The 12,278-nt window shown below is 62.8% G+C and carries 12 protein-coding genes and 1 pseudogene; 7 read left to right on the top strand and 6 right to left on the bottom strand.

The features are described 5' to 3' along the window. The first annotated feature begins 37 nt into the window (after nt 1-37). The 4 genes from AACY45_RS11580 (at nt 38) to AACY45_RS11595 (ending at nt 4,149) form a co-directional block, all read left to right on the top strand. Nucleotides 38-1,141 (top strand): ABC transporter substrate-binding protein, encoded by a 1,104-nt coding sequence (locus AACY45_RS11580; RefSeq protein WP_339545582.1) that lies wholly within the window; start codon nt 38-40, stop codon nt 1,139-1,141. Nucleotides 1,142-1,321: 180 nt separating this feature from the next. Beyond that, nucleotides 1,322-2,230: an ABC transporter permease gene (locus tag AACY45_RS11585; RefSeq protein WP_339545583.1), complete on the top strand. Its 909-nt coding sequence runs from the start codon at nt 1,322-1,324 to the stop codon at nt 2,228-2,230. Then, a complete protein-coding gene (locus tag AACY45_RS11590; protein WP_339545584.1) occupies nt 2,227-3,075 on the top strand; it encodes an ABC transporter permease in 849 nt (282 codons plus the stop codon). Before AACY45_RS11585 ends, AACY45_RS11590 begins: the two co-directional genes overlap by 4 nt. Before the next feature lie 18 nt (nt 3,076-3,093). Further along, nucleotides 3,094-4,149, top strand: a complete 1,056-nt coding sequence (locus tag AACY45_RS11595) for an ABC transporter ATP-binding protein (protein ID WP_339545585.1) — start codon at nt 3,094-3,096, stop codon at nt 4,147-4,149. Nucleotides 4,150-4,178: 29 nt separating this feature from the next. On the opposite strand, the gene AACY45_RS11600 is transcribed toward AACY45_RS11595, so the two are convergent. Continuing rightward, nucleotides 4,179-5,108 (bottom strand): AraC family transcriptional regulator, encoded by a 930-nt coding sequence (locus AACY45_RS11600; protein ID WP_339545586.1) that lies wholly within the window; start codon nt 5,106-5,108, stop codon nt 4,179-4,181. A gap of 336 nt (nt 5,109-5,444) precedes the next feature. On the opposite strand from AACY45_RS11600, the gene AACY45_RS11605 reads away from it, so the two are divergent. Together AACY45_RS11605 and AACY45_RS11610 are read left to right on the top strand one after the other, a co-directional pair. Beyond that, entirely contained in the window at nt 5,445-5,810 is a 366-nt protein-coding gene (locus tag AACY45_RS11605; protein ID WP_339545587.1) for a putative quinol monooxygenase, read from the top strand. A gap of 9 nt (nt 5,811-5,819) precedes the next feature. Then, the gene (locus AACY45_RS11610; protein WP_339545588.1) at nt 5,820-6,083 is read left to right on the top strand and encodes a hypothetical protein; all 264 of its coding nucleotides are present in this window, start codon (nt 5,820-5,822) and stop codon (nt 6,081-6,083) included. Between the two features lie 9 nt (nt 6,084-6,092). Here the strand turns inward: AACY45_RS11610 and AACY45_RS11615 are convergent, their stop codons facing one another. From AACY45_RS11615 to AACY45_RS11635, 5 genes are all read right to left on the bottom strand, one after another. Next, nucleotides 6,093-6,725: a flavin reductase family protein gene (locus AACY45_RS11615; protein WP_339545589.1), complete on the bottom strand. Its 633-nt coding sequence runs from the start codon at nt 6,723-6,725 to the stop codon at nt 6,093-6,095. A 123-nt stretch (nt 6,726-6,848) separates the two neighbouring features. After that, nucleotides 6,849-7,109 (bottom strand): hypothetical protein, encoded by a 261-nt coding sequence (locus AACY45_RS11620; RefSeq protein ID WP_339545590.1) that lies wholly within the window; start codon nt 7,107-7,109, stop codon nt 6,849-6,851. A 320-nt stretch (nt 7,110-7,429) separates the two neighbouring features. After that, entirely contained in the window at nt 7,430-8,749 is a 1,320-nt protein-coding gene (locus AACY45_RS11625) for an MFS transporter (protein ID WP_339545591.1), read from the bottom strand. A 171-nt stretch (nt 8,750-8,920) separates the two neighbouring features. After that, nucleotides 8,921-10,249 carry a sigma-54-dependent transcriptional regulator gene (locus tag AACY45_RS11630; RefSeq protein WP_339545592.1) on the bottom strand — a complete coding sequence of 443 codons (1,329 nt, stop codon included), beginning with the start codon at nt 10,247-10,249 and terminating at the stop codon, nt 8,921-8,923. Next, on the bottom strand, nt 10,249-12,009 hold the full coding sequence (locus tag AACY45_RS11635) for an ATP-binding protein (protein ID WP_339545593.1): 1,761 nt from the start codon (nt 12,007-12,009) through the stop codon (nt 10,249-10,251). Before AACY45_RS11635 ends, AACY45_RS11630 begins: the two co-directional genes overlap by 1 nt. Nucleotides 12,010-12,109: 100 nt before the next feature. Between AACY45_RS11635 and AACY45_RS11640 the strand changes: the two are divergent. Continuing rightward, nucleotides 12,110-12,241, top strand: a pseudogene (locus AACY45_RS11640) (fumarate hydratase C-terminal domain-containing protein); the annotation flags it as partial. Between the last annotated feature and the right edge of the window lie 37 nt (nt 12,242-12,278).

A 12,278-nucleotide genomic window follows, 5' to 3' on the forward strand; every position in this document is an offset into this window, starting at 1 on the left:
AGCCACCTCAAATCAACAACAATAGAGGGAGTCCTTCATGGGCGAGCATGATCTGAACAGAAGACAATTCATCAAGACCGTTGGGGTCGCCTCGGTGGCGGCCGCCGCCATGAGCATGCCGTTCATCCGCGCCAACGCCAGTGACACGCGCTTTCAAGGCAAGACCCTGCGTTTGCTGACCTGGTCCGATGACACGGGCCTGGCGGCACTGCGCAACATCGCCGCGACCTTCGAGGCCAAGACCGGCGCCAAGGTCATCGCCGACCGCACCGGCAGCACCTCGGAAATGGTCGCCAAGCTCAAGGCCGCAGGTGATCGCCCGCAGTACGACATCATCACCCTGGCCGGGGTCGGTGCCGAAGGCCTGGCCGCCGCCGGCCTGCTGGAAAAACCCGACCTCAACCGCATTCCCAATCTGCTCGACGTGCCGGAAAAATACCGCACCGGCGCCAACGGCCACGGCATTGGTTACCTGTTGTGGTGCAACAGCCTGGTCTACAGCACCCGCACCTTGAGCGAGGCACCGACCAGCTACGCCGCGTTATGGGATGCAGAACTGGCGCCGAGCATTTTCCTGCCGCCGCCGAACTGGACCGAGGCCATGGACCTGATCATCATCGCCGCGAAACTGGCCGGCGGTGACGAGCACAACATCGAGCCGGGCTTCAAGAAACTCGCCGAGCTCAAGGACCGGGTGGTGACCCTGGGGGAAAACCCCAACCAGATCGCCGAGCTGTTCCGCACCGGTTCCCTGGACATGGGCGGGCTGTACGCCCCGGCGTTTTTCCCGAAACAGATCCGCGATCCAGCCTATGGCCTGGGTGCCACGTTCGGCATGAAGGAAGGTTTCTACACCGACCTGATGCTGTCGGTGATGCCGAAAAACCGTCCTGGCGACACCGACCTGGTCTACGCCTTTATCGACCACTCGTTGGACCCGCTGGTCCAGGGCAAGATGGCCGAAGACATCTTCAACGGCCCGGTCAACGCCAAGGCCATCATCTCCGCCGAGGCCCGCAAGAGCCCATACATCCTGACGCCGGAGCAGATAGCCGAGAAGGCGATCATGCACGACAACGCCTTCCTGGCGAGCGTGCATGACCAATGGATTCGTCGTTACACGGAAATCTTTTCCTCCTGAACTGTAGGAGCGAGCTTGCTCGCGATGGACGTTAACGATGACGAGGGCTGCCTGAAACTACGCAGCGCCTTCAGGTCCTTCGTCGGAACGCCGCCTGGAGCAAGCTTGCTCCTACAGGGGATCGGGGGTGGCACCCCGTGTCCGTGCGCCATTGATCCTCTATTGACGAGACCCTTTGCTATGGAACACCAACCCCTGACCCACCCGGTCGGCGCTGCTGTCGTGCGCCGCAACCGGGGTGTTTCGCCGACGGCGCGTGCCTGGTTTTTTCTTTCGCCCTCGATGCTGTTCCTCGGTGTGCTGATTGCCGCCAGCCTGTTGGTGCTGCGCATGAGCGTGGGCACCAAGGGTGCGGAATGGAGCGGCTTCAGCCTGGCCAGTTACGCCCAGTTGCTGGAACCCTATTACCTCAAGTCCTTGCTGCTGATCCTGCGCCTGGCGCTGATCAGCGCAGTGATCGCCGTGGTGCTGGCGATCCCGGTGGCGTACACCATGTCGCGCCTGACTTCGCCCCTGATGCGGCGGGTGTTCCTGGCGGCGGTGCTGTTGCCGTTGCTGGTCAACCTGCTGCTGCAAAGCTATGGCTGGCTGGTGATCCTCGGCCCGGGCGGGATGCTCAATCAGGCCTTGATGGGCCTGGGCCTGATCAAGCGGCCGATCATGCTGCTGTACAACCAGAACGGCGTGTTGATGGGGCTGGTGCAAACCGCGTTCCCGTTGGCCGTGCTGCCGATTGCCAGCGCCAAGCGCGGGGTCGCCCGGACCTATGAAGAAGCCGCCGCGACCCTCGGCGCCAGCCGCCTGCAGGTGTTTCGCCAGGTGGTGCTGCCCATGAGCCTGCCCGGCATCATCACCGGTGCGACCCTGGTGTTTGCCTACAACGCCAGCAGCTTCGTGGTGCCCTTGCTGCTCGGTGGCCGGCGCGTACCGATGCTGGCGGTGATGGTGCATGACCAGATCGCCCCGCTGATGAACTGGCCCGCCGCGTCCGCCGCCGGCGTGGTGCTGATTGTCACCACGCTGGCGATCATGACCCTGTCTGAATACGTCACCGGCCGTCGCCGGCGCATGCTGGAGGCTTCGTTATGAGTCGTTTGCTCAAGCCACGTCAGGCACTGTTGCCGGGCGACACCGGCAAGCTGGCGGGGGTGTTGTCCGGCTGCGTCCTGCTGCTGGCGGTGTTGCCGATCCTGACCATGATCGTCATGTCGTTCAGTGGTGCGTCGAACCTCGACTTCCCGCCCAGCAGCTACAGCCTGCAATGGTACAAGGCCGCCTGGCAGACCTTTGTCTCGCCGGATGCCAGCGATGTGCTGAGCCTGGGCAAGGCCATGAGCACCAGCCTGATGGTGGCGTGCCTGACCATGGTGTTCGCCACGCTGATCGCAGTGCCGGCGGCCTATGCCCTGACACGTTGCGAGTTCCGTGGTAAGGCCGTGGCCCTGCAACTGATGTCGTTGCCGCTGGTGTTTCCGATGGTAGTCCTGGGCCTGGCCTTGCTGCTGGTGTTCGACAGCCTGCCGTTCCAGATGACCACGTCGCGGCTGGTGATTGCCCACGTGATCCTGGCCTTGCCCTTTGTGGTGAAGAACTGCACGGCGGCGATGCTGTCGATCGGCAGTGAAGTCGAAGAGGCGGCGCAGATGCTCGGCGCCTCGCCGACCCGGGCGATCGTCGATGTGGTGGTGCCCTTGATGAAGTCGGGGATCCTGGCCGGGATGCTGCTGGCGTTCATCGTCTCGTTCAACGAGTTCACGGTGACCTACTTCCTCTACACCATCGATGTCATGACCGTGCCGATCTGGATGTACAGCCGCACAGTGTCATCGCTGGACCCCACCGTCTTTTCGTTTGCCGTGCTGATTGTGCTGATCGACTTCGTCCTGATCTGGGTGCTGGAGAAGCTGGTGGGCGAAGGCGGCGTTTCCTTCTGATTGCTTGAGGAGATTCACATGACTGGTCTGATTCTGGAAAACGTCGAGAAATACTACGGCTCGGCTTGCGCGGTAAGGGACGTCAACCTGCATTTGCCCGAGGGCAAGCTGGTGTGTTTTCTCGGCCCCTCGGGCTGTGGCAAAACCACTCTACTGCGGATGATCGCCGGCCTGGAAACCCTCAGTGGCGGCGAGATTCGCCTGGACGGCGAGGACATTGGCCACACCCCGGCGCACCTGCGTAACTTCGGCATGGTGTTCCAGTCGCTGGCGCTGTTCCCACACATGACGGTGGGCGAGAACATCGCCTACCCCCTGAAGCTGCGCGGCGTGAGCAAGGTTGAGCAGCAGGTGCGGGTGGTGGAGTTGCTGGAGCTGATCCAGCTGCAACCGATGATCGATCGTCCGGTGGCCAAGCTCTCCGGTGGTCAGCGCCAGCGGGTGGCAATTGCCCGGGCGATTGCCGCGCACCCGAAAATCCTCCTGCTCGATGAGCCGCTGTCCGCCCTGGACGCCAAGCTGCGGGAGTCGATGCAGGTGGAAATTCGCCAACTGCAGCAGCGCCTGAACATCACCACCATCATGGTCACCCATGACCAGCGTGAAGCCATGACCATGGCCGATATCGTGGTCGTCCTGGGCGAACACCGGATCCAGCAGATCGGCACGCCGATCGAGATCTACCGGCATCCGGCCAACGCATTCGTGGCGGACTTCATCGGCTCCGGCAACATCTTCCCGGCTACCGCGCTGGGCAATGGCAGGGTCAGCTTGCCGGGCGGCGACGCCCTGGCAGTGCCGATCTGCAGCAGTATCGTGGTCGGCGAGAAGCTCAAGATGCTGGTGCGCCCCGAAGACCTGCAACTGTCCCATCCCCAGGCAACGGCGGGTAATCGCCTGCTGGGCAAGGTGACGTTCGTGCGGGACATCGGCGCGACCATTGAGACCACGGTGGAGTGCTCCGGGGTCTCGCTGACCGCCTTGAGTACGCCGTGCCAGGGTATTGGGCTGAGCATCGGCAACCCGGTGTCGGTGACCATCCCGGCCGAGGCGTGCCGCGTATTGGGCGCCTGACTGACTGGCCCCATCGCGAGCAGGTCTGATCAGACAGACAGTCGCAACCGCGCCAGGTCCCGCAGCGGGGGGGCGCCAAACAGCCGGCTGTATTCGCGGCTGAACTGCGAGGGGCTTTCATAGCCCACGCGGTATCCCGCCGCCGAGGCGTCGATGCCTTCGGCCAGCATCAGGCGCCGGGCTTCTTGCAGGCGCAGTTGCTTCTGGTACTGCAACGGACTCATGGCCGTCATTGCCTTGAACCGGTGATGCAGGGTCGACACGCTCAGGTTCACCTCGCGAGCTAGGTCATCGATGCGCAGCGGCTGCTCGAAGTGGCCGTTGAGCCATTTGATCGCCTGGCTGATGCGATGGCTCTGGCTGTTGGCGATGGCAATTTCATATAGCCGGTGGCCCTGGGGGCTGCGCAGCAGGCGGTAGAGAATCTCCCGGCGGATCAGTGGCGCGAGCATGGCGATGTCTTTGGGGGTCTCCAGCAAACGCGCCAGGCGCAGCACCGCGTCGAGCATCGGTTGATCCAGCTGTTCGACATACAGGCCGCGTCCTGCGGGGCGCGCGGGCACGCCAAGGGGGCCGGCATCGGCAATCAACGCGGTGATTTCTGCCGGGTCGATGTCCAGGCGCAAGGCCAGGATCGGCATGTCGGGCGAGACATCCACCACCCGTCCGCTGAGGGGCATCGAGACCGAGACCACCAGGTAGTTGAGTGGGTCGTAATTGAACAGCTCGTCGGCCAGCCTGACCTCTTTGCGACCCTGGGCCATGATGCACAGCGCCGGCTGCGCGAGCACCGGGGCAAAGTCGTGGGACTGGCTATGGCGTGACAACACCAGGGCGTTGATGGCGGTGGCGTAGCTGCCGTCTTCCTGGGTGTTACGCCGGAGGATGGTGGCCAGTTCCTCGCGCTGGTGCTCCAGGCTGGCGTCCAGCGGTGCGTGGGGGGAATCCACAGGTGACATGGCGAACATCCTCGGCAGGGCTGGTGGGATGGGCATAGCTTAAGTTTGTGCAAGTCAGGGGGCTAGGCCGATCCTGCGCAAAACTTGCCTGATCCTGCCGCGCTGGTGAGTACCACCCGCAGAACCGGGACGCAGGGCCGTGATCGTTGCTTGAAACACCCTTGTCATCTTCATCGGGTAGAGGTGCTGGACACAGAGGTGTGCCGGCAGTCGGTGCAGGATTGTGCAACAAGCCGGCAGGAATCGACTAACGGGTCTTGAGCCTGACGCTTACTCTTTGCTCCTGTCGCAGCGTCTCTCAGGCTGCCGATTGTCTACATCCAGGGAGCGATGAACATGTCCATGCAAATCCCCGTCAGCCATATGACGTTGGTCCGGGCCCAGGCGGGCCGCTCGATGGAGTTGGGCGCGCGCTTGAGCCGCCTGATCGAGCCTACGCGCCAGGCCAGTGGCAACCTGCACTTTGCCCTGCAGCACTCGTTGTGTGACCCCGAGCTGTGGCTGGTATCCGGTTCCTGGGTCGACCAGCCGGCCATGACCGCCTATTTCAGCAGCCCGGCCATGGCCGTTTTCGGCGAGTTGGTCCAGGAACGGGTGGTCCACAGCCTGGACTTTCACACCTTCAGCGATGTGAGTGCCGACCAGGCACGCGCCGGGTATCCGTCCGTCGATGCCGTGGTCATGCAGCAGTTGGTCGGCTGAAGGTTTAGAATGGCCGACTTTCCATTGGCCAGGATCCGCAACATGGCACGTAAAGAGTTTGCACAGTTCGAAGCCGTTTCCGCCGCCGTGCGCGGTGACGAAGGTTACACCGCCGCCATCGCCGTCAAGGCACTCGGCGGTTCGGGCGCCCCGCGTTTCAACAAGGTGCTGATCGACCAGACGTTCAAGACCGCCCTGGAGGCCGACCTGGCGGCCGAGCAGCAACTGGCCCGACTGGCCGACGTCAGCGAGGACGGCGAACTCATCTGGTAAAGCCACTGCTCAAGCTTTGGACGCCCCTGGGCGGTGCATCTTGAACAGGGCCTCGGGCCCCACCTGGAAGTAATCCGCCGGACCGCCGCCGCGTAGAATCGGTTCTGCCGCGGCGGTGTCGTACACCCCATCCTTGAGCAGCCACTTGGCGATATGCACGGCGACCACTTCGCCGAGGATCAGCCAGCTTGGCACCCATTGCTGGTCTGCACGCTGCAACTGAATGATCTGGGTCACCTTGCATTCGAAGGACACCGGGCTTTGCGCGACGCGCGGCACCTGGATGATTTTCGAGGCGATGGGGGTGAGTCCAGCCAGTTCAAATTCGTTGACGTCGGCCGGGACCGTGGCGCAGCTCTGGTTCATCTGCTCGGCCAACGGGCGGGTGGCCAGGTTCCAGGCGAACTCGCCGGTCTGTTCGATGTTGTTCAGGCTGTCTTTGCGTCCGACGCTGGCGAACCCGATGATCGGCGGGATGTAGTTGAACGCATTAAAAAAGCTGTAGGGCGCCAGATTCAGGCGGCCCTGGCCGTCTTGCGAGGAAATCCAGCCGATAGGCCGTGGGCCGACGATGGCATTGAAGGGGTCGTGGGGCAGACCGTGGCCCTGGGCAGGTTCGTAGAAGTGGATGTCGTCTTGCATGGGCGGATTCCGTGAAAATGAGGGGCAATGGTGCAGGGCAATCGCCTGTATTGCCAGTGTGCCGGGGCGAGCAAAAACCACAAAGCCCGACCTGGGCCGGGCTTTGTGGGGGGCATTCATGGCTTAGCTGAGGGCGGCCGAGCCTGTGCGATCGTAGCCATCTTCGGCAACGGTCGCCGAGCCGCTGCGGTCGTAGCCGACTTCAACCAGACCTTTTTCTTCCAGGCGTTCGCGGCCACCTTCGGCAACGCTCTGGCCTTGTGGAGTGCGGTCGTAACCATCCTCTGCGAGGGTAGCAGCGCCGGTGCGGTCGTAACCATCGGCGGCGAAGGTGTTGGCAGCCAGTACAGAGAGGGTCAGGGCGAGGATCAGTTGGGTTTTCATGGTCTGTGCTCCAGGTTCGTTGGCGTTTTGGGCGTGCGGTATGGAGTTCATACTGTCCGCACAAAGCTGATGTAAAAGCTCAAAAATTGGCCGTTAATAATCGATTTATTTGATATATGTGCCGTCACTGACAGATTGCAGTGCGGCTTCCCCCCGAGGGGGGGGGGGCCGAATGCCATGGACGGACGAGGCGTCGTTCAGGATTCAGATGACAGCAGAGTGTCGTAGGGGAATTAACAGATCATTAATCGGGAGGAAGGGGGAGGAGGATATGTCTGTAGGAAATGCCGCAGCCTGCGGCAGTTCCTACGGAGGGTGGATCAGTCAGTTTCGATCCGCGAGTGTTTGCGGGTGTCTTTCATGGTCACGTACACCAGCAGCGACACGGCGATGCACGCGGTGACGTACCAGTAGTACCCGGTTTCCATGCCGATGCTCTTGAACCACAGGGCGATGTATTCAGCGGTGCCGCCGAAGATCGAGACGGTCAGCGCATACGGCAGGCCCACGCCCAGGGCGCGGATTTCGGTCGGGAACAGCTCAGCCTTGACCACCGCGTTGATCGAGGTGTAGCCGCTGACGATGATCAGCGCCGCCATGATCAGGAAGAACGCGCCCCACCAGGTCTGGATGGTGTGCAGGGTCGTCAGGATCGGCACGGTGAACAGGGTGCCCAATACACCGAAGGCGATCAGGATCGGACGCCGGCCGATTTTATCCGACAGGCCGCCGATGATCGGTTGCAGGCACATGAACAGGAACAGCGTGGCCGCCGAAATGGTGGTGGAGTCGCTGATGCTCATGCCGACCGTGTTCACCAGGTACTTCTGCATGTAGGTGGTGTAAGTGTAGAACGCCAGGGTGCCGCCCATGGTCAGGCCGACCACGGTCAGCAGTTCCTTGGGGTGGCGCATCAAGGTGCGCATCGCGCTTTCCTTGGACTTCTCTTTTTTGGTGAACGACTCGGTTTCTTCCATGCCGCGACGCAGGTACAGCGCGACCACGGCGCACAGCGCACCGATGGCGAACGGGATGCGCCAGCCCCAGGCGTACAGCTCTTCGGTGGTCAGCAGTTGCTGCAGCACGATCAACACCGCCAGGGCGATGAGTTGGCCGGAAATCAGCGTCACATACTGGAAGCTGGAGTAGAAGCCGCGACGTTCCTTGGTGGCCATCTCGCTCAGGTAAGTGGCGGAGGTGCCGTATTCGCCACCCACCGACAGGCCTTGCAGCAAGCGCGCGAACACCAGCAGGATCGGCGCACCGATGCCGATGACTTCGTAGCTTGGGCTCAGGGCGATCAGTAGCGAGCCGAAGCACATCAGGTACACAGAGGCCATCAGGGCCTTTTTGCGCCCGACTTTGTCGGCATACAGGCCCATCAGCCAGCCACCGATCGGACGCATCAGGAAGCCTACGGCGAAGATCGCGGCGGTGTTGAGCAGTTGGGCGGTGGTGTCGCCTTTGGGGAAGAACGTTTTGGCGAAGTACAGCGAGAAGGCGGCGTAGACGTACCAGTCATACCACTCGACCATGTTGCCGACAGAACCGCTGAAAATCGATTTGATGCGACTGGCCGTGGTTCTTTCTTTGGCAGGCGAAGTCGCCGACCCGAGGGGCAGGGTTTGTGAGTTATCCATGACGGATCCTTCAATTAATTGTTTTTGTGGAGCGCGCGAAAGCGCAGCCTGCAGGAGCTATAGCAGGACCTGTGCCAGGTTGTGCAGGGCCGTTCCAGAGGGGTTTGGCGCTTGGGGTGAGCGGAAATCCGCTCATTTGCCAGATTGGCTGAGCGTAAATCCGCCGACTCTTCAGCCCAGGAACATCTCGCGGGTCAGACCGTGGCGCTGGAGTTTTTCATTGAAGGTGCGCCGTGGCAGTTGCAGCTCTTCGAGCACCGCCTTGATATCGCCCTTGTGCCGGGTCAGGGCGGCGCGCAGGCACTGCGCTTCAAAGGCTTCCTGCTGGGCGGCCAGGGACTGGCCGGGCTCGATGGCGTCCGGTTCGGGATCATCCAGGCCCAGGACCTGGCGCTCGGCAACGTTGGCCAGTTCGCGCACGTTACCCGGCCAGTCATGGCTGAGCAGGCGACTCAACTGCGGGCCACTCAGGGGCGCGACGCTGCGGCCCAGGCGTTGCGCCGCAGCGCGGCTGAAGTGGGCGTAGAGCAAGGGAATGTCTTCGCGCCGTTCACGCAGCGCCGGCAAACGCAACTGGGCAACGTTCAGCCGATAGGCCAGGTCTTCGCGAAAACGCCCGGCGCGGGCTTCATCCAGCAGGTCGGGTTTGGTCGCGGCGACGATTCGCAAGTCGACATCGATGCTCTGGTTGGCCCCCAGGCGTTCGAGCTTCTGTTCCTGCAGCACGCGCAATAATTTGACCTGCTGGGCCAGCGGCATGCTTTCGATTTCATCGAGAAACAAGGTGCCGCCGTCGGCGTACTCCAGCTTGCCGATACGCTTACCCTGGGCGCCGGTGAAGGCGCCGCTTTCGTGCCCGAACAGTTCGGCCTCGAACAGTTGCTCGGGGATCGCTGCGCAGTTCAAAGCCACGAAGGGTTTGGCGGCGCGCGGGCCGAAATCATGCAGGCAGCGGGCGACCAGCTCCTTGCCGCTGCCGGTTTCGCCGCGAATCAATACGTTGACCGGCAGGGCCGCCAGGTCCAGGATTTGTCGGCGCAGGGTCTGCAGGCCCGGGGAAACGCCCAGCAGGCTGGCCTCCAGTTTGCTGCGGTGGTCGGCCTGTTCGTGCAGGGCGCGGTTTTCCAGGACCAGCCGACGCTTGTCCAGCGCCCGGCGCAGGCTGTTGAGCAAGGTCTCGGGGCTGAAGGGTTTTTCCAGGAAGTCGTAGGCACCATCGCGCATGGCATCGACCGCCATCGGCACATCGCCGTGGCCGGTCAACAGGATCACCGGCAGCTCGGCATCCCGTTGTTGCAAGGTGGCCAGCAGTTCCAGGCCGCTGATGCCGGGCATGCGCACGTCGCTGAGGATCACGCCGGGGAAATTCACCGGTAAGTGCGCCAGGCATTCCTCGGCGCGGCTGAACAGCTTGACCTGGAATCCCGAGAGGCTCAGCCATTGCTCGACGGCGTCGCGAATGCTGCGTTCGTCATCGACCACGATTACCGAGTTCAACATCAGATCTGTGCCTCCAGGTCGACGGGCAGGGTCACGGTGAAGTGCGCGCCGTTGCCGTGATTCTCGGCCGTCAGGCGGCCGCCGAGTTCATGAATGATGGCAAAGGATACGGCCAGCCCGAGTCCCAGGCCATCACCCACCGGCTTGGTGGTGAAAAACGGGTCGAAGACGTTGGACAGGTCTTGCTCGAGCATCCCGCCCCCGCTGTCGGTGACGCTCAGGCGCCACAGCTGTTGATCGGCTTCAAGGCGGATGTGCAGGCGCTTGAGTGGCTTGTCGCGCATGGCATCCAGGGCATTGCGCAGCAGATTGATCAGCACCTGCTCCAGGCGTATGGCGTCCCCGCGAACCCGGGCCGGGCGGGTCAGTTCTACGGTGCAGTCGATCTGCTCATCGCGCAGGCGAGCTTCCAGCAGGTGCAGGGCCTGGTCGACCACGGCCGCCAGGTCCAGCGGCTCGCGTAAGCCGCTGGGGCTCTTGCGGGCGAAGGTCTTCAGGTGGCCGGTGAGGGCGGCCATCCGGGTGAGCATGTCATCCAGCGGTTTGAGCGCCTTGTAGGCATCATCGACGCGGCCGTGGTCCAGCAGCAGGCGCAAGGTTGCCAGTTGCATGCGCTGGGCGGTGAGCGGTTGGTTGATCTCGTGGGCCAGGGCCGCTGACATCTGCCCCAGGGCGGCGAGTTTGGCGGACTGCACCAGGCCGTCCTGGGCTGTGCGCAAATCCCGGGTGCGCGCCTCCACCAGGCGTTCCAGTTCCTCGCGGCTGCGCTGGCGCAACTTGGCGATACGCCAGCGCTGGCTGAGAAACAGCAGCACAAACACCAGCGTCAGCCACAGGCCGGCGGCGGCCAGTGCGGCATTGCGCAAATCTTCGAAGGCCACCTGTGGCCGCCGCAACAGGTGCAGCGTCCAGCCTTCGGTACTCAGGGGCAGGGACTCCCAGAGGTACTGGGCTGCCCCGTCGGGCCCCTCGACCCGCGCCAGATAACTGTTGTCGTCAAAGCGTCGCAGCCGTTCGTGGGTCAGGGGCACCAGCGTTTGTTTGTCGTACTGACGGGTGGCCTCGAGCTCGGCGAAGTCGGTCGGCGACAGCGTGTCAAGGAGGCGATAGCGCCAGCCCGGCCGGTTGGCGATGAACACGATGCCGCGGGCGTCGCTCACCAGCAGGGTGTCGGTGCCCTGGCGCCATTCGCGCTCCAGTTCTGGAAACTCCAGCTTGACCACCATGGCGCCGAGAAACTCATTGTTGTCGCCCAGCACCGCACTGGACAGAAAGTAGCCGGGAATGCCGCTGGTCACGCCCACCGCATAGAAGCGTCCGGTGCCCTGGCTGCGGGTCTGGTTGAAGTAGGGGCGGAAGCCGTAGTTGTGGCCGACATAGCTGCTGGGCAGGCGCCAATTGCTGGCCGCGATAGCCAGGCCGTCACGGTCCAGCAGTTCGAGGGTGGACGACTGGGCCGCGCCGTTGATTTTCTCCAGCTTGTGGTTCAGCGAGTCCTGCTGTTGTGGGCTTACCGGGCCGGCCAGCGCCGAGCGCAATTGCGGGTCCAGCGCCAGCACGGCGGGTAGGGCGCGGTAACGTTCGATCAGGGTATGCAGGGACGTGGCATATAGCCCCAATTGCTGATTGGCGCGGGCCGCGTCTTCGACCATTGACTGGCGCTCGGCGTGGCGCATGGCCAGGCTCGCGGCGACGGCTGCTCCGGCGATGATCATTAAGGTGTAGAGCGCCAGGCGCAGGTATCTGGAGATCGGGAGCATGCTGTAAGCACAGGAAGGAAGAAGGCGGGCACCATAGCATGAGAGCTGATTGCGACCGATCAAACCCATTTACGAGCCATTGTCATTACCCTGAGTTCTTCTCTACGAGTTCGACGTCAAGGACATGCCGGTGACTGTTGCAGTCGACAGCAAGGGCGAGTCGGTACACATCACCGGTCCTGCCATCTGGCAGAAAAAGATCAGTGACAGCCTGGCGGTGGAAGTGCAGTAAACACTGACAGGGCACAACAAGAACCGGTATGCAGGCA

It is taken from the genome of Pseudomonas sp. RA_35y_Pfl2_P32, assembly GCF_963970735.1.
Lineage (GTDB): Bacteria > Pseudomonadota > Gammaproteobacteria > Pseudomonadales > Pseudomonadaceae > Aquipseudomonas.

Bases quoted from the DNA above. Each gene is read 5' to 3' on its own strand.
- AACY45_RS11630 (WP_339545592.1), bottom strand. From the start codon at position 10,249: ATGTTGAACTCGGTAATCGTGGTCGATGACGAACGCAGCATTCGCGAC.
- AACY45_RS11600 (WP_339545586.1), bottom strand. From the start codon at position 5,108: ATGTCACCTGTGGATTCCCCCCACGCACCGCTGGACGCCAGCCTGGAG.
- AACY45_RS11615 (WP_339545589.1), bottom strand. From the start codon at position 6,725: ATGCAAGACGACATCCACTTCTACGAACCTGCCCAGGGCCACGGTCTG.
- AACY45_RS11610 (WP_339545588.1), top strand. From the start codon at position 5,820: ATGGCCGACTTTCCATTGGCCAGGATCCGCAACATGGCACGTAAAGAG.
- AACY45_RS11595 (WP_339545585.1), top strand. From the start codon at position 3,094: ATGACTGGTCTGATTCTGGAAAACGTCGAGAAATACTACGGCTCGGCT.
- AACY45_RS11585 (WP_339545583.1), top strand. From the start codon at position 1,322: ATGGAACACCAACCCCTGACCCACCCGGTCGGCGCTGCTGTCGTGCGC.
- AACY45_RS11580 (WP_339545582.1), top strand. From the start codon at position 38: ATGGGCGAGCATGATCTGAACAGAAGACAATTCATCAAGACCGTTGGG.
- AACY45_RS11605 (WP_339545587.1), top strand. From the start codon at position 5,445: ATGTCCATGCAAATCCCCGTCAGCCATATGACGTTGGTCCGGGCCCAG.
- AACY45_RS11625 (WP_339545591.1), bottom strand. From the start codon at position 8,749: ATGGATAACTCACAAACCCTGCCCCTCGGGTCGGCGACTTCGCCTGCC.
- AACY45_RS11590 (WP_339545584.1), top strand. From the start codon at position 2,227: ATGAGTCGTTTGCTCAAGCCACGTCAGGCACTGTTGCCGGGCGACACC.
- AACY45_RS11635 (WP_339545593.1), bottom strand. From the start codon at position 12,009: ATGCTCCCGATCTCCAGATACCTGCGCCTGGCGCTCTACACCTTAATG.
- AACY45_RS11620 (WP_339545590.1), bottom strand. From the start codon at position 7,109: ATGAAAACCCAACTGATCCTCGCCCTGACCCTCTCTGTACTGGCTGCC.